Here is a 16,555-nt window from a genome sequence, read left to right as displayed (position 1 = left end):
TTAAAAATCACTTTGTCACACTCACTAGGTCCTCTAGCTATCGAAGAAGTGCTGATGAATAAGAAAGCAATCTTACCTGCTAATCCTCAGACACCTTATAAACACCGCTCGATTGGTGCTTACTACCAACTCAAAGGCAGATTCCAAACTAAATTAGGGCGTTTGGATGAGGGTATGGAAAGCTACACTACAATCAATATACCTGAAGGATTACTCCATAGTGACTAGACCTCAGAAAAAATTCTGAGGTTTTTTATTTATATGGGGTGGGTGACGAATGAAATGATTTGTTTTTCTTAATCGGATATAACCCTCGTTTGCTCGGTGAGAAATTTTCTATAGTCCTTTTTGCGACAAAAATTGCTTGAAAAATATAACCTAATTCCCCTACGCTCGCCTCGTAACAAAGGTTAAACATCCCTAGTTAGCATAACTTTTAATCCTAATTTACCTACCTTTGTTTTCTTGTATTTTACTGAAAATATTTTATTTTCAAAAAAATCAAAAGATTGTTGACAGTCTGAAAAATACAAGCTATCATTACCAGTATATACCATACATTCGCGAATATGGTATAAATAACAATTTATTGGAGGCATTATTATGAAAAAAATTACTGTGCAAAAAACCGAGCCTGTAAAATTGACTTCAGTAGCTAACACAATGTACGACTGCACATGTATGGAAGCATAAAGATTTTTTAGTAACACGGAAAAGTGGGGCATTTGCCCCTCTTTTTCAATTATGAAGATAGCATGACAACATCCGGGAGGAAAGTCATGAACGAAAATCGCATGATCCAATTACACCCGTTAACATTTCTGGAGGATAAGCAAGGAGTCCTGATTGGGCGATTTGGAACGGATACGTTTGCTGTTTTTCCTGAGGATGGAGCAGCACTTGTACGAAAACTGCAAGAGGGCATGGGGGTTGCCGAAGCGCATTCCTGGTATCAAGATACCTATCACGATGAAGTGGACATGGATGATTTTTTGCAGACATTACGTGACCTGACATTTATTTGTGATGTTGAGGAAAAGGAAACGAAAGCGCAGAAAGTATCGGGGCAATGGTTGGGTAAGCTAGCTTTTTCTCCACTTGGTTGGCTGATTTATGGTGCCATCATAACCTGTGCCTTGTGGTTGTTATACCAATATCCACAGATTCGTCCAGGTCGACAAAGCATCTTATTTTCCGAATACGCCATGGCGATTTTTCTTGGCATGACGATCGGTCAGATTCCAGGGATCTTGTTTCATGAAATGATGCACATGCTTGCCGGACGAAGACTGGGTATCCCGTCAGAACTAAGTATAGGCAGAAGAATGTACTTTTTGGTCTTCACTTCTTCCATGCCTGGTATTTGGGGATTCCCAAAACGAAAGCGTATTCTTCCCTTTTTAATTGGAATGTTCGGTGATATTTTGTGGTATTCCTTATTGGTGATCGTTGCTGGTGCAATTTGGATAAATACAGGTGAGAAGACAATCATAGCTGCATATTGTATGGGACTAGCATTTACAACACTGTTGCGTTTCTTCTGGCAATTTTATTTTCATCTTCAAACAGATATCTATTATTTAATGATTACGATGTTGGGGTGTGTAAATCTTCAGGAGGCTACACGTTCCTATTTGAAAAATATATGGTATGGACTAATTGGAAAAAAGAACAAGATGGTCGATATGTCCAAGTATACGGAACGGGATCATCAGGTAGCAAGATGGTACAGCTTTTTTTACGCAACTGGCTGGATGATGATGACAGGAATGATACTCTATATGATTCCGGTCGCTATTCAACTTTTAACGAATATTTTTCTCTCCATATTTACAGGAGAAGATATGAAATTCTGGGATTCCGTTGTTTTCTTGTCTATAACGGTGATCCAGTATGGAATTGTATTTTATCTATACCTAAAAGAGCGTAGAAACAAAAGGGAAATTCGGAATTTATCAATGGAACAGAGGGGATGAGTCGAAATGAAACAATCGATGACACACCAATGGCTGATTGGATCTCGACGCAGCGACCGAGAAAAGAAGTACTTCGAAGAGCAATACTCCACATGTTATGTCAGCAATTGTCATTGCAATCTTAGAGGGCCCTATACAGGTACTGGTGACCTTCTGCGCCAGATTATTCCGGAAGCTTATTCGAAATGGCCAGACCTGATTTTATCACACTGCATCGAGATCTTATCCATAGCACCAGAACTGAAAGCAGTCATTCCAGTTAGTGTAGAAACCCTTACCTCTCTTGCTATTCCGAAAGAGAGAACACGTTATTATTCGAAATTGCGTACACTTCGCATGTCGAATGGTTTGATCGATCTTTTATTGGCATTGGCGAATCGGGAACGGATGGGAAAATTGACCCTGGTTTTTGAAAATGTGCAGGCCTGTGATCAACTTGATGCAGAATTTATAAGTACACTTCTGCGTCGTGCGAAGTCTGACCTGATTCAGGTGATCGTAAGTTCAAGTGAAATAGCGGAAAAGGAAGCCCTGAAAAAGGCGTTACAAACGTATACGGAGCCTACTATTATTCTTTCTGACATCGAACAAGATAGGGGGATAGTAAATCTATCTGACGAACAGCGACTTGAGCTAACGAAACGATACATATTTTCTGACTGCACATCAGATTGTGAGCAGGAATTGCTCGCCTATGAAGCAACTCCTATTGAAATTCGTCAGAGCCTTCACGAAGAGCGGGCAGAATCTCTTAGAAAAGAAGAGCAGTGGTCACTGCACTTAGGCGCCATTCCGTTTCATCTGGAGCGCGGCACTTCTGAGAAATCAGCAAGTGAAGCGTTGTTTAAAGCAGTTAGTTATAGCATTAACATGGGTTTTTACGATGCGACTATCGATATGAGCCAACGTGGCCGGAAACTGACGAATTGGAGCAGCGAATTTGATAATAGCCGGTATTTTACAATGAAAATGGCTACGTCTCTGGCTGCATTGGGTGAAACTGATGATATACCGACGCTTTTAGGAGAAGTGTACGCAAACACTGATGATTTTAGAGTTCATATGCAAATTTCATATGGATTTTCGATGTACTATACGAGGCATCACCGAGAACGAGAACACGAGAAGGCGAGAGAGTGGATACAAAAAGCCATTGATTTGGCAGAATGGATTGAAGATGAAAAAGAACGTGCATTTCAACAAGTATTTAACCAAAATGGATTGGCTTTAGTAGAGTTACATATGGATAATCCTGAAGAAGCGCTTCGATTGGTTACGGAAGGATGGCAAAGGTTAAATCAGACTCTTGCTCCTGATGAACATATGTTGCATCGCTCGGTGCTGCTTCATAATAAAGGGCTGATTTACGTAGCCTTAAAAAGGTTTGAAGAAGCAGCTGAAACATTTAGCCAAGTGATACAGATTGATTCCAATTATCCAGAATATTACTTTGATCGTGGAAACCTTTATAGCCGAATGGGGCGAATGGATGAAGCCATTGAAGATTATAACCAAGCGATAAAGCTTAGTCCTCCGTTTCCAGAGGTTTATTTCAATCGAGCTACTGCCTTCAATCGTCTTGGAGATGTGGAGAAAGCAATGGCGGACTATGACTACTTGCTTGATATAGACCCCGAAAATCTTGATGGATTACTTAATAGAGCTACATTATTGTATCAAGTGGAGAAATTCGAAATGGCCCGAAAAGATGCTGAATTCGGTTTAGAAATAGAGCCTGATCATGCGCGGCTCCTGTGTACACTAGGTTTAATTGAAATGTCGGATGGCAATAATGATCAAGCACTAAAAACGTTTACCGCTGCCCTAAACAAGGATAGGGAAATGATGGCCGCTTGGACAAATAGGGCTGTCCTGTACTATGAGATGGGGGAGTATGAAAGGGCCATAGCTGATCTAACTGAAGCTATTGCACTAGAAAAAAATGCAACCGTCCTTTACAACCGTGCATGGGTCTATGAAGCACAGGAGGAGTGGCAATTATCCATTTCCGATTATACAGAGGCCTTAGCGTTTTCTGATGCAGACGAACAAGATATTTACTATCGGAGAGGTTTGTGTTTTATCAAAATGGGTGACACGGAGCTTGGCACGGAAGATTGGAACAAGCATCTCATGTTTGGAGAATCACCGCATGTGAATGAAATGATGCAACTGTTGCCCTCCCTGTTCGTCTCGAAGTAATGAAATATTTTGTGAGATGATAGGTGACTTACATTTGGGGCACAAAACGGTGTTAGGACTGTTTAGGAATAAGAAAAAGAAAAACGGCTGAAGTCCTCGATCAAAAGGATTTCAGCCGTTTCTTCTCACAACTACTTAAATGTAATACCACCCGTTGGGTTTAATGTCGTTCCGCCAATTTCAACCTTAATCTCACTCGATAATGGAATGTTGTACTCATCAATAACGGTTCTCCACCACTCCCAAGCAAGGCCGGTACATTCTTTCGCAAAAATCCTTATGTTTTTGGCATTAGGTGGCAGAGGAATGACTGTCGTGACAGGAGCTGTTCTGTCTTGGTTGCTGCCTTCCCACGTTTTATGTGTGAGTACTTCTTCCCCATTTTTATCATAGGAAACTTCATCCCAGGATACATCAAATTGAGCGACATACCAGCCATAATGGCCAAGCGATATTTTACCTTTTGAATATTCTGTAGCGGTAGTCTCAATATAATCTGTATTGTTGTGAACGGCAGCAATGGCATTATCTTTTAAGAAAACACTTGTATAGGAGATTGGATATGCTGGGTTCTTTAGACTAAATTCCGCATTATCTTTGATGATATTCCGGATTTCACTAAAGTCTTTTGTAACGACCTTGTTATGCTCTTGTGAATCTCCGCCTAATACTACAGCTGTAAAGGAACTGTCTTCAAAAATATCCTTGTACTCGGCATTCGTTTCTACGTTGCCAGTATTCTGAAGCAAGGCTTTAAATGCTGCTTTTACGTCTTTGCTCTTAGAGGTTGTTTCTAATTTCACATAAATGGTTCTACCATATGCGACATTGGATACCATAACAGGTGGGGATTGATCACTTACCCCTTTGCGTTTCAAATCTTTAAAAGTAACGCTATCAGCAAAAAGATCGGATGGATCGTTAGGCAGCTCCGCATTTACCGTATAAAATATTTGTTTATAGGCCGCGACCATCACTTTTTTCTCTCCATTAGCAATCGCATTAAAGTCAATTCCTAATGTAGAATCAAGATATTTCGCGTTAACATTCAGAGCACTTCCAATTTGAGATTTGCTATAAACCATTGATTCTGCATACTGCAATCGTGCAGGTAAAGTATGTGTTGCTGAATACTCATCGCTCCATTTAGATACAAGCTCATCTACTGCTCCAGACACACTCCCGTATGTTGGATTATCCACAGTAATGGAGTTTTCTTTTTTCAAACCTGGTAAATCAATACTAATCGTCAAAGGTTTTCTTGGTACCAGTAATACACTCGGTTTATTTTCTGCAAAAGCTTGATTGGCAAGCTGTAATGCACCTGGGTACGTGCGATTAGCCATAGAATCAATAATGGAAATATCTACTGGAGAAGTGGAAAGTGACTTTTTCTTGCGTTCTACTACGATAAACTTCCCGTGTGGGTTGAGTGCTTCTTTTGGAACAAAACTATCTATCTCATCTCCACTTACTGCTAAAACTTCGTCATTATCATAGTCCAAGTCTGCTATACCGGTATTAATGTCATCGGCGTTACTTGTTTCACTGACTTCACTAGAATCAACCGCTTCGGCAAAGGAGACAACTGGATAACTTACAGTAGCGAAAATAACAGATAAACTAGCGAGTACTTTTAAAAATCTAGTATGATTGCGAATCCTCATAAGATACTCCCCTTTGAGATGTGAGCATAACTCCAATCATTATACTCCCATTAAATATATTTTCTGGATTACTAACTATATCGGTAGTTTCCGAAAGAATCGTTAGACTAAACCAAAAAAGTATAGGGTCGGGCACATTTTGAAGCTTGTTCATACTTTCTACTCCACACATGGGAGTGTACAGTATTACTTAATTAAGAGAGTCTAAAAGAGGTAAATATAACGGGTTTTGTCGATTATCATACAAATTAATATTAGTATAAAAGCTAATAAGTCCGATAATAGATATGGATGTAATTACTAACTTGAAAACTGAAAGGACATTATAATGCTACTTAAAAAGGTACAGATTGGATTTGAAGATCATTTTGATGAATTCCCATTTGAAATAGAATTAGATGGTTTCCAATATTTCTTGATAAAAGATGTAGCCGGCTACAAGCTATTGTCTAGCACATGCCCTCATGCAGGTGGGAAAGTCGTGCACCAAGGCTCGTGCTTCAATTGTCCCATACATGGTTGGAAATTTGATTATTCCGGTGAGTCCATTAATGTGCCTAAACAAAAGTTGGCTCATTATAATGTCTTCGCTGAAAACGGCATGCTTTTTGCTGAAATTCCACAGCCTATAATCACCAGTAAACCGAAACAAAATGCATTGTTAGAACAAGATCTAATCGTAAAACTTCATTCTCATGCGTGTCTTGAGTTCAAGTATAAGGATTTCTCGTTGCTTACTGACCCTTGGTTAGTAGGACCTGCTTTTTTGGGAGCATGGCTTCAATATCCTAATCCAATGGTAGACGTAACTACACTAGAGCCATCTGCTATATGGATTTCACACGAGCACTCCGATCACTTCCATGAACCAACTCTAAAATATTTCAAAAGAAATACACCAATATACTTTCCCGATTTTCCAAATAAAAGAATAGAGGAGAAGCTGACACAATTAGGGTTTCTAAACATCTATCCGATGAAGTTCGGGAGCACCTATAAGATTGACTCACATTTTACAATTACGTGCTTCGAACCTTCCAGTCTATGGAACGATGCGATCCTACTTATTGAGATTGATGGTTTCAGGGTTCTGAACCTTAATGATGCAGGATTGAATCCGAGGATTGCCAAATATATTGGGCCAGTGGACGTTGTAGCTTCAGGATTTTCGCCGGGGGCATCGGGATATCCTTTGACATGGACACATTTGGATGATGCAAAGAAAGAGCAAATACTGGCAAACTCAAGGCTTGGCTTGTTAAAAATGCTTACACAAGCTGTCGATCTTTATGGGGCCAAATCAATCATTCCGTTTGCATCACATTTTACTCTGTGGCACCCTACTCATCGAAGTTATGTAGAAAAGTTGAGAAAAAATACAGTGATGGACGTTGTTGAAGCTTTTAAAGATACTACAATCAATGTCATAGATTTATTACCTGGCGATTATTGGAACGCAAAAGAAAACAATATAGTTTATGTTAAACGGGACCGTTCTAAATTATATAATCAGCCGGAGGTTTTAGCTTATGTAGATGAAGCATATCGTGATGACGACTTTCTGGAATATCATCCGAATGATTATTCTATAACAGCGGCAGAGGTTGAGGAATATTTTTTACTTTTAAATAAAACAAGCGAAATTGCTTACTGTGAAGACTTAAGAGTATGTGTTAAAGTAACGAATATTGATTCTACTCAACATTTTTTTGATGTTTATTTTGAAATTGAAAAGGGAATTTTAAAGATTCAAAAATCCGAAAACCAAGATATAAACTTAACTATTGAACTCTCAGCAAATATTTTAAAGAAAATTATCACCGAAAATTTATCGTGGGATGAGGCTCATATTGGGTATTGGTGCAAATTTAGTCGAAATCCAGATGTATATCACGCTGGTTTCTGGCGTTTGTTGCAAACCCCATATCTTCGTAAAAGTCCGCAAATGGCGAAGAGCTTTCATCCCCGAACGATTACAGGAGATACGGTGATCGCAGATATATTGGAGTTCTACGGGGATGAGGCAGATAGAATCCTCCGGCGATATGGCTTATATTGTTTGGGGTGCCATCATTCTACTGACGAATCTATTTCAATAGGAGCAAGAAATCATGGACTAAATGACATTGATGTAGATAAGCTGCTTCTTGAATTAAAAAAAGCTTTCTTACCGGGGGGAAGGTAAATGGATAACAAAATGAGAGAGTGGGATAGCTCTTACTTAAATCGTGATAATTTTTTATTTTATCCTCACGAAGAAGTAATTCGCTTTGCAGCTAAATATATAGTCAAACAAGTAGGGTTAAATGAATTTAGTTCTATACATTCCCTTAGAGGACAACCTAAGATATTAGATGTAGGGTGTGGAATCGGAAGGCATATCTATTATTTTCATAATTTAGGTTTAGATTCGTATGGAGTAGACTTGTCAAACGAGGCGATAAAGGTTGCAAGACAATGGGGCTCAAATTTAAATATACCTGAAATAGAGAATAAAGTTATACAAGGTGATATACAGAATATCCCATGGGACAGTGAGACTTTCGACTATGCAGTTAGTCATGGGGTATTTGATAGTACTTATTTTAGGATTGCTAAGAATGCTTTTAGGGAAACGGCAAGAATTCTTAAGAAAAATGGTCTGTTTTATTGTGATTTTATTTCAGGAGATGATTCTGATCATGCCCGGGAATTCTGTGGCGAAGAAGTAGTAGAAACACAACATGAAAATGGAACTATTCAAATGTATTATAATTACGCTAAGATTCAAGAGCTAATTCAGGATGAGTTTGATATTTTAGAGGTAAATCTTATTCGTCGAGAAAATGTTTTGTCAGGTTCATTCCATTCAAGGTACCATCTTGTGCTGAGAAAAAAGGATAATGAGTAATGTATCATCTTAGATGACCACTCATATCGCTATGTTAGGAGGGCTACCAGGCCCTCTTTTTTATTTGGGCAAAAACTAGTACCACGTTTCCAAGCAGAACTCTAAATCTTATAACAAATCTAGTTCCACCAAGGACGATCACTCAAGGAAATGATATATCTCACATTAGGGTAACTCTTATCGCATCTTGAGCACGAACTTTTATTCTAAGATCACCGTTAGCAGGCAAATACACAAACCAGGTTTCGCGTCCAGTATCTTTAAATACTTGATAGACTTGACCATTATGGTCTACTTCAAAAATTTGATAGTCAAGGCTACGATTTTGGTAGGTGTCGAAATTAATGTAAAATGATCTTCCTTGCCCAGTGTTATTCGTCCATCTAAAGTAGTCTTGATCCATTCCATATTTTTGTTTTGCAATGGTACCCTCAAAACTATCGACGATCCCTTGAAAATAGTTTGGTGTGTCCTGACTATCGGGTTCTCTATCATCGCCCATAGCGAATGCGGAAGATGACAGGGAAAGCAGGCAAGCCGTAAGTCCGAGGCTGATATCAGTTTCTTTAACTTCATTATTTACACCTCCTAAAAAAGTTTGTAATCACAGGGAAATTACAATATATTATAAAAAATGCAAATGATTTTTCTTATCACAAACTAGAGAAGAATTGGGAGTGAATAGATTAATTATTGTACGCATCTTAAATAGGCTGCACATTAACGACAAATATCGTGCAGCCCATGAAATCGTGCGCAGGTTGAATCTATTTGGGGCTTGTGCTCCTAAATTCAAAGGCTGCGTATCTTGTGTGCATCGAATCGGTGCAAAGGAGAAGAGAGCTGCGCCTTAGCATGTAAATGCAATAATTAACCGTAGATCAAATCCAGTTCGTCTCCAAGTCCTTCCCGTCCATCTAAAACCTGCAATTGATCTAGAACCTACAAAAACGGGGAAAAACCAGAATTGCTCTCCATTTGCAAGCCAAAGATACGTAAAACGGAACAAACAACCTTCAATTGCCCCTGGATCAATTCTAAAGGGAGCGGGTTGTGGGGGGATGAACGACGGTGGAGGAGTTAGCGGCTGTGGTACTTGCTGTGCTCCTGGAGGCTGACCCGGAGGTGGCCCTAGAGGCGGTCTAAATGCCATTAAAAATCACTCCTTTTACAATGAATTCTCAACATTGTATGTTCAGCCGAAAAACAATGATTGGGCAGACCACATAGCTAATATGTATAGTGGTCCGCACGAGCATATAAAAAAACTGCCCCTTTCTTCGCATGGGGCAGTGTAATGTCTGAGCGATTTTCGTCCATAACACTAAAAAGTATTATATACATTTTGACATTCTTTCGCGGTCGGCTCATAAAAACAATGAAGCTTGTATCTTCCCACGTGCGGCTGATTATACCAGGTTGGCGGACAAGGCAGGGGATTTTGCGCCGTTCCCGGACGAAAATACCAGAGGGAGAATTTCCCGGGCCAATGGCGCTCCCCATTCACAGCCCTTCGTGCCAGACGGCGTTCTTTATCTCTAGACCTTTGGTAGAACATACCATGTTGTAGAGCTTCAAACGCATGCGGCTGGTTGATCATTTGAGGAATTGTCCGTAGACCTTTAAAATCGGAGCAATTCGCTCTTATTCGATTGATTCCAACATTCCCCACAAGGAGCATACCCATTTCGCCTTCACCTACAGCTTCGGCTCGAAGCAACCTTGCCAACATGTCAATATCACTGCTCCTGGCTTTTACGACTGCCATCGGCTCACCTCTTTAGATTGTTCTAGGCACATCATATTGTAAATGTAGCGAAAATGTTACGCTTCAAATCGCTCTATAGAGAAATACTAATCGGTGGACATATTTCTCGGATATTTTCATACATTTTTTCACCGGATCGATCACTGTGGTGCGTTTTAGAACCTTTGGGTACATTGCAGATTGAAAGACGGATGTTTTGAGGCATTTGGTGGTCCGAAAAACCTGAATGAAATACTTGCGTTTTTTTAAGCAATGGGCAGAGAGCTAGCGAATGAATTGTACGTGAGTGATTACAGAACAACGCGGAAGTAAGAGGACTGTCTTAAGTAGAAATTGATCTTCTACCTAAGACAGTCCTCCTTGTTTGCTTCAAAGTCATCCGCCCTTATGTCCAAAGGAGCTATACGGTGTCAAGCGCAGGAGGTCTTCCTGTCTTTTTGCCAATTTCGATAGCGGGATCCGGTAGGCCATTTCGATAATTTTGCTTGCGACCTCAGCGCCGTTGGTAGGGATAAGGCTAAATCTTTTTTGAATGACCTCTTTATTTGTTAACACATACTCAATCTTTGGTACAATCTCTTCCGGTTCATGGATCGATACCTTATCACTGTTGACTATTTCTCTTAGCATATCTATTTTTTGCTCGCGTTCTGCATCATCTGGCGGAAGGAAAAGCAATGGGGTTCCTGTAGAGATGCAATCTCCTAAAATGCCCATGCCCGGTTTGCTAATGACCAGACTGGCCGCCTGTACAAGATTTTTGCCATTCGGAATGAGCGGGGCTTTGATGATTCTTTCATCGAACTGGTAATCTTCATCTGCCAATTGCCCAGCGACAACAAATCGATAGCGGCCAGCAAGTGAGTTTATTTGATCATACCACTTCACGATCTGTTCATAACGGTTAGCGAGTCCGCCGCCCATGTGAACCAGAATAAACGATTCGTTCTGCTGAAGGCCCAACATGCGTCGCACTTCTTGTGGGGATTGGCTGATTTCTCTGGTGATTAAAGGAATAGGGATATAGATGCAGTTCATTTGCGGATGGGTCTGCTTAGGCGGTATAAGGTTCATGTGCAAAAAGATATCGGATTGATTGGCGATTTCTACAATGCGATTTTTGTATTCCCGCATCGGAGCTGAATCATTCGTACCGATAATAAAGTCACTGTGGTAGAGGGTCACGAGCTTTGTGTTTCCACCGACTTTCCCCTCACTGCGAAATCGAGGCACATCGGAACGCCAATCATTTATTAATAGTGTGGTTTGTTTACCATCCTCGAATTTTTTGGATTTAAAGGCTTTCAATTGGATGTCATTGTGCAGGTTTTTCGATAAATAGCCATGTGTTTCACGAAAGGCAAACACGTGAATAGGAAGATGGTGTTGCTGCAATTTTTCCGATATGCTAATGCATCTACCGAGATGGCCCATCCCTCTGCCAACCACAAAGGAGATCATATTTCATCACCCTTTTAAATAGGTACTTTCTTTGTGCCCAGTTTGAAGCTTGGACAAATTACCCTCATACCGCCACTTATGGGATAAGGTCATTGCCGAATTCGAGTCGCTCTTACAGCTTATATATTTTATGGGGATGGATGGAACATGCTCTAGTCGTATAACGGTTTTCTGATCGAACACAGAAAAAAGCGGCATCAGCGGAGGGGTGTAGCTGTGAATTGTGCTCCCATCTAGAAATAATTAGGTATTTTCATCACACAAACAAACGCTGTCCATGAATAGTGTGTATATATAGCTCAATTAGGATATGGGGTGGGAGAATAGTGGGCACGATTCATATTGTAACAGCCGTTAATGATGGTTTTGCTATACATCTCGCAGTCATGTTATATTCCCTTTTTGAAAATAAGGTTTCGAAAAACCCAGTCATCGTTCACGTTATTGACAGTCAAGTCTCTGGGAAAAATAAATCCATCTTAACGAAAACTGTGAAACGATTCCATGCTCAAATTAAATATGTCACTATTGATCCGACCCTATATGATGGATTCCTCGTCCGTGATCATCTAACGCAGGAAACCTATCATCGAATTTCTATTCCAGACCTGCTGGACAAAGAAGTTGAAAAAGTGATTTATTTGGACAGTGATATCGTTATTAAAAAAGACATCACTCCATTATGGAACACAAAAGTTGATCAATATTACCTTGCAGCGGTGATGGATTCTTGGCAAGGGGTAAACAAGTTAAGACATGCCGACCTGGCTATTCCGGATGACTGTGATTACTTTAATGCAGGCGTATTAGTCATGAATTTGAAAAAATGGAGAGAGCATAACATCACGAAAAAGATTATGGATTACATGAAAAAGAACCAAGGTATTATTCGGTATCCCAGTCAAGATCCGATGAATGCGATTCTTCATGATAATTGGCTTCAACTTGACACAAAGTGGAATTATCAGTCCAAACATCTTTATAAAAGCAACCTGCGAATAGATCCGGCCATTATTCACTACACAGGGGAAGATAGCAAACCGTGGTTGAGTAAAAAGCACCCGCTTCGAGAGGAGTATTTTAAATATCTTAAAAAAGTAAAGAAGTTAAACTCCTTGTAGGCATCGGGTTCTTGGGGCTTTTCTAATTAAATAATTTGGTTGGAAATCCCTTCACATGGAGAAATGGTAGCTGGAGGGATTTTTGTGTTTGGATTTTTGGGGTATATAAGGGGTTATGCACGATACTAAACATCTTCATATAAAATATTGAACAAATTATGAAATATTTGGATTTTAACCATTTTTACCAACCGACTGACCTATAATGAAATGGAAACATTTTCTAATTGGATATTCTTTTGGAGGTGGAGTGAGTGGCACGCGTATTGTATGTTACGATTCCAGCAGATGGTCACGTGAATCCTACATTAGGATTAGTGAAGCAGCTAGTCGACAACGGAGAAGAAGTCGTCTATATGTGTTCAGAAGAATATCGGGATAGGCTCGCCCAGACTGGGGCGCAATTCCGCGCTTATCAAAAGGATGAACAAGTACCCCGTGACTTAGGTTTTAACCCAACAGAATTCAGACACCCTCTTCATTTCAACGATTTTATGCTGCGAGGTATTATTGAACCCCACATTCCGGAGATTCTCAGGCAGATCGAAAACGAATCATTTGATTACCTGATTTTTGACTCCTTGTTTGGGTGGGGAGGGGCGATTTTAGGGGAGAAGTTAGGAATCCCGACGATCTGCTCCGTGACCAATTTCGCCTTTGCTGAACCGCTCAGTCAAATTGTCGAAGTGCTTGATGCAAGCGATGATGTTGATGTGGATGCACTTTATGAACGAGTGACGCAAACTGCACAGAGTATCGCTCGTGTATGCAACGTAGCCGTCCCTGCCATTGAGGATATTACCCGTCAATATGGGGACATGAAGATTGTCTTTACCAGCCGTGAATTCCAGCCAGATGCTGACAAGCTGGACGATAGCTACATTTTCACAGGACCGTCGATTACTTCGCGTCCTGATTCTCCTTCGTTTCCGTTTGAAAAGCTACGTGCTTCATACGATAAGGTCGTGTACATTTCCATGGGCAGTATTTTGACCAAAGATGTGGAATTGTACAAACTGTGCTTTGCAGCCTTTCGAGATATTCCGGCTCAATTCGTACTATCTTGCGGAAGAGAAACGGAGCTGGAGTCTCTTGGAGAACATATTCCACCAAACTTCATCATTGAGCCGTACGTTCCGCAACTGGAAGTGCTCCAGCAGGCTGATGCTTTTATTACACATGCTGGCATGAACAGTACGAGTGAGGCTCTCTATTTTCATGTGCCTCTCGTCATGATTCCATTAAGCTCTGATCAGCCGATTGTGGCAAAGCGGGTGGAGGAGCTGGGAGCGGGTATTATGTTAGACAGGGGGAAGCTCACACCGACAGCATTGAAGGATGCTTTGCTGCAAGTGTTGAACGAATCGACCTATAAACAGTGTGCGATACAGGTAGGGGACTCTTTCCGTAATGCTGGTGGATACCAAGAAGCTGCAAGATGTATCATGTCTTTGTATTCCGTGCCTAATTAATAATGAAAAGCTTCTTGTCTCATCATCATGAGCGGCAAGAAGCTTTTTGGATTGTAGACCCAAAAACGAGTATCCCCAAAAATTTGGGGTGTAAAGAAAGTGATGAATTACCGATATATGTAAAGTATGGGCTTTTCGATATAAAGATGGAAAATTCAATGTTTAGATGGAATATTAGGATGAAAAGTAATTTGTGATATATTTTTGGATGAAAAAGGTGTTTCCTGGGGAATTTCCTACGAAAATAGAGAGATTCATTGATGTAATAGTTGGATTTAATTCTTCACTTGGCCTAAAGAGTGACGGAACCGTATGGGGCTGGGGTAGTAACTATGAAGAGGACACTCCCATGTATTGAAAAACAATGGGACGATTTGGGTATATATAAATGGAAATGTAAGAAAATACCATCAAACAAGTATATCGAACATTTTCTGGTCCGGTGGAAGTATTGTATGAATAAATAATATGTCCTCCTGACTAAACTGCACGCTAATTGTTAGACATATCTAACTGTTGGCAGTGCAGTTTTTTCTCGGAAATTTGGACTATTCGTGTATTTACAGTGAAAATAAATAATTGTATTACTAAAAATAAACAACAAAAGTAATAATAGTAAATTAATATATTATATGGTATATTTTACGAGGTAATTTTATCCTTCTAAATGATGGGGGTGTGCTTATCAACTAATCATCAAATGAGTTGTGTCACTTTTGTTTCATTAGGCAATATTCTATTAACTGCAAATGATGGGAGCTCTTTATGAAAAAACTAACTTCAAAACTTTTAACAGGACTTTTAACAGCTGGGCTTGCATTAAATATATTGGGTTCAGGTGTGGCTCATGCAGAGTACAGCGAAGAAATTGCTATGAATATGGGAAAAGCCTCTGCAGGAGCTTCTCATAGTTTAATTATTGACGCTGATGGAAACGTTTGGGCGTGGGGAAGTACTTCTAATGGAGCATTAGGAGTTGGTGGCACAGGCAGAGAAAAGTACAAACTCCCAACCAAAATTGAGGATTTTACAGATGTTCGAGCAGTGTCAGCTGCTAACGTTTCTTCTATAGCCCTAAAAAATGATGGAACGGTGTGGGCGTGGGGAGTAAACATTGGAGACGGCAAACGTTATTCTGAGAGTGATGTCCCTGTACAAGTGAAGGGGCTTGAAAATGTGATTGCGGTTTCAGCAGGTAACTCACACAACATGGTTTTAAAAGAGGATGGTACTGTCTGGGCATGGGGTTCAAATAAAGTAGGGAACGTTGGAAACGGAACGAAAAAAGACGCTTACGCACCAGTTCAAGTTAGTAAATTAAGCGATGTCAAAGCGATTGCCACCGGGTTTCAACATTCTTTGGCTTTAAAAAATGATGGAACCGTGTGGGCTTGGGGTGGAAATAGAAACGGTCAGCTAGGAAATGGGTTCAATGAAGACAAGACGACACCAGTTCGTGTGGTTGGGCTGGAAGATGTCGTGTCGATTGCAGCTGGTGATTACCACTCTGTAGCATTGAAAAGTGATGGAACCGTTTGGACATGGGGATCTAATGGTTATGGAGAACTGGGCAATGGCAGACCTGGCCTTGGAGAGAACGAGTCTGGAGATTTAAACAAGCCTACCCAAGTACCTAATCTCGATCACGTAGATGCAATTGCAGAGACCAACGGGTTCTGGACTACTGTTTTAAAAGATGATGGAACCGTTTGGGGTTGGGGAAGAAACTACGAGGAACTGATTTTTGGTGATACACGTGGAAAAATTACTACCCCTCATCAAATCCCAGAAATTAATGACGCAGTTGCAGTAAGTAGCGGTACCCAGCATTCCTTGGTAATGAAGAATGATGGAACTGTATGGGCATGGGGAAATAACTACGGTAATAAATTGCTTGGAAATGAAGATATCGAACATAAGTCCGGTCCAGTAGAAGTATTTTTCGAATAAGTGAAAGATGGCCCTGCCTGAAATAGGGGGGCCCTTTTTCTTGAATGA

At 40.3% G+C, this 16,555-nt stretch carries 14 protein-coding genes and 1 pseudogene; 10 read left to right on the top strand and 5 right to left on the bottom strand.

Features of this window, described 5'->3' with window-relative positions:
• Positions 1-54 precede the first annotated feature (54 nt).
• The 3 genes from HPY31_RS17635 to HPY31_RS17625 all read left to right on the top strand — a co-directional run bounded on the left by HPY31_RS17635 (position 55) and on the right by HPY31_RS17625 (position 4,178).
• Complete coding sequence (locus HPY31_RS17635) at positions 55-228, top strand: hypothetical protein (protein ID WP_253901851.1); 174 nt, start codon at positions 55-57, stop codon at positions 226-228.
• Positions 229-923: 695 nt separating this feature from the next.
• Positions 924-1,976: a hypothetical protein gene (locus tag HPY31_RS17630; RefSeq protein ID WP_253901850.1), complete on the top strand. Its 1,053-nt coding sequence runs from the start codon at positions 924-926 to the stop codon at positions 1,974-1,976.
• Between the two features lie 6 nt (positions 1,977-1,982).
• A complete protein-coding gene (locus HPY31_RS17625) occupies positions 1,983-4,178 on the top strand; it encodes a tetratricopeptide repeat protein (RefSeq protein WP_172141774.1) in 2,196 nt (731 codons plus the stop codon).
• A gap of 131 nt (positions 4,179-4,309) precedes the next feature.
• On the opposite strand, the gene HPY31_RS17620 is transcribed toward HPY31_RS17625, so the two are convergent.
• Positions 4,310-5,845 carry a thiol-activated cytolysin family protein gene (locus HPY31_RS17620; protein WP_172141773.1) on the bottom strand — a complete coding sequence of 512 codons (1,536 nt, stop codon included), beginning with the start codon at positions 5,843-5,845 and terminating at the stop codon, positions 4,310-4,312.
• A gap of 328 nt (positions 5,846-6,173) precedes the next feature.
• Here HPY31_RS17620 and HPY31_RS17615 point away from each other — a divergent pair, with 328 nt between their 5' ends.
• Positions 6,174-8,030, top strand: coding sequence for a Rieske 2Fe-2S domain-containing protein (locus HPY31_RS17615; protein ID WP_172141772.1), 1,857 nt, complete (start codon positions 6,174-6,176; stop codon positions 8,028-8,030).
• A complete protein-coding gene (locus tag HPY31_RS17610) occupies positions 8,031-8,735 on the top strand; it encodes a class I SAM-dependent methyltransferase (RefSeq protein ID WP_172141771.1) in 705 nt (234 codons plus the stop codon).
• 160 nt (positions 8,736-8,895) lie between these two features.
• Here the strand turns inward: HPY31_RS17610 and HPY31_RS17605 are convergent, their stop codons facing one another.
• The 3 genes from HPY31_RS17605 to HPY31_RS17600 form a co-directional block, all read right to left on the bottom strand.
• Positions 8,896-9,237 carry a hypothetical protein gene (locus tag HPY31_RS17605; RefSeq protein WP_172141770.1) on the bottom strand — a complete coding sequence of 114 codons (342 nt, stop codon included), beginning with the start codon at positions 9,235-9,237 and terminating at the stop codon, positions 8,896-8,898.
• Positions 9,238-9,585: 348 nt separating this feature from the next.
• Positions 9,586-9,888 (bottom strand): transporter, encoded by a 303-nt coding sequence (locus HPY31_RS28860; protein WP_234126487.1) that lies wholly within the window; start codon positions 9,886-9,888, stop codon positions 9,586-9,588.
• Between the two features lie 171 nt (positions 9,889-10,059).
• Positions 10,060-10,503, bottom strand: coding sequence for a cell wall hydrolase (locus HPY31_RS17600; RefSeq protein WP_172141769.1), 444 nt, complete (start codon positions 10,501-10,503; stop codon positions 10,060-10,062).
• Between the two features lie 177 nt (positions 10,504-10,680).
• Here HPY31_RS17600 and HPY31_RS29225 point away from each other — a divergent pair.
• Positions 10,681-10,752 (top strand): annotated as a pseudogene (locus HPY31_RS29225) (hypothetical protein); the annotation flags it as partial.
• 126 nt (positions 10,753-10,878) lie between these two features.
• Here HPY31_RS29225 and HPY31_RS17590 read toward each other — a convergent pair.
• On the bottom strand, positions 10,879-11,964 hold the full coding sequence (locus HPY31_RS17590; protein ID WP_172141768.1) for a glycosyltransferase family 28 protein: 1,086 nt from the start codon (positions 11,962-11,964) through the stop codon (positions 10,879-10,881).
• 326 nt (positions 11,965-12,290) lie between these two features.
• Between HPY31_RS17590 and HPY31_RS17585 the strand changes: the two genes are divergently transcribed.
• The 4 genes from HPY31_RS17585 (at position 12,291) to HPY31_RS17570 (ending at position 16,507) form a co-directional block, all read left to right on the top strand.
• A complete protein-coding gene (locus HPY31_RS17585; RefSeq protein WP_172141767.1) occupies positions 12,291-13,085 on the top strand; it encodes a glycosyltransferase family 8 protein in 795 nt (264 codons plus the stop codon).
• Positions 13,086-13,339: 254 nt separating this feature from the next.
• Positions 13,340-14,557 (top strand): macrolide family glycosyltransferase, encoded by a 1,218-nt coding sequence (locus tag HPY31_RS17580; RefSeq protein ID WP_172141766.1) that lies wholly within the window; start codon positions 13,340-13,342, stop codon positions 14,555-14,557.
• Positions 14,558-14,765: 208 nt separating this feature from the next.
• Positions 14,766-14,915 (top strand): RCC1 domain-containing protein, encoded by a 150-nt coding sequence (locus HPY31_RS29220; protein WP_172141765.1) that lies wholly within the window; start codon positions 14,766-14,768, stop codon positions 14,913-14,915.
• Between the two features lie 407 nt (positions 14,916-15,322).
• Positions 15,323-16,507 (top strand): RCC1 domain-containing protein, encoded by a 1,185-nt coding sequence (locus tag HPY31_RS17570; protein ID WP_172141764.1) that lies wholly within the window; start codon positions 15,323-15,325, stop codon positions 16,505-16,507.
• Positions 16,508-16,555: the final 48 nt, after the last annotated feature.

Origin of the sequence: Brevibacillus sp. HB1.3, assembly GCF_013186635.1 — a bacterium.
GTDB classification, from domain to species: domain Bacteria; phylum Bacillota; class Bacilli; order Brevibacillales; family Brevibacillaceae; genus Brevibacillus; species Brevibacillus brevis_D.
The sequence above is the reverse complement of the archived record's forward strand: the minus strand, read 5'-3'. Positions and strand labels throughout refer to the sequence as shown.

Bases quoted from the DNA above. Each gene is read 5' to 3' on its own strand.
- HPY31_RS17635 (WP_253901851.1), top strand. From the start codon at position 55: ATGAATAAGAAAGCAATCTTACCTGCTAATCCTCAGACACCTTATAAA.
- HPY31_RS17630 (WP_253901850.1), top strand. From the start codon at position 924: ATGGGGGTTGCCGAAGCGCATTCCTGGTATCAAGATACCTATCACGAT.
- HPY31_RS17625 (WP_172141774.1), top strand. From the start codon at position 1,983: ATGAAACAATCGATGACACACCAATGGCTGATTGGATCTCGACGCAGC.
- HPY31_RS17620 (WP_172141773.1), bottom strand. From the start codon at position 5,845: ATGAGGATTCGCAATCATACTAGATTTTTAAAAGTACTCGCTAGTTTA.
- HPY31_RS17615 (WP_172141772.1), top strand. From the start codon at position 6,174: ATGCTACTTAAAAAGGTACAGATTGGATTTGAAGATCATTTTGATGAA.
- HPY31_RS17610 (WP_172141771.1), top strand. From the start codon at position 8,031: ATGGATAACAAAATGAGAGAGTGGGATAGCTCTTACTTAAATCGTGAT.
- HPY31_RS17605 (WP_172141770.1), bottom strand. From the start codon at position 9,237: ATGGGCGATGATAGAGAACCCGATAGTCAGGACACACCAAACTATTTT.
- HPY31_RS28860 (WP_234126487.1), bottom strand. From the start codon at position 9,888: ATGGCATTTAGACCGCCTCTAGGGCCACCTCCGGGTCAGCCTCCAGGA.
- HPY31_RS17600 (WP_172141769.1), bottom strand. From the start codon at position 10,503: ATGGCAGTCGTAAAAGCCAGGAGCAGTGATATTGACATGTTGGCAAGG.
- HPY31_RS17590 (WP_172141768.1), bottom strand. From the start codon at position 11,964: ATGATCTCCTTTGTGGTTGGCAGAGGGATGGGCCATCTCGGTAGATGC.
- HPY31_RS29220 (WP_172141765.1), top strand. From the start codon at position 14,766: ATGAAAAAGGTGTTTCCTGGGGAATTTCCTACGAAAATAGAGAGATTC.
- HPY31_RS17570 (WP_172141764.1), top strand. From the start codon at position 15,323: ATGAAAAAACTAACTTCAAAACTTTTAACAGGACTTTTAACAGCTGGG.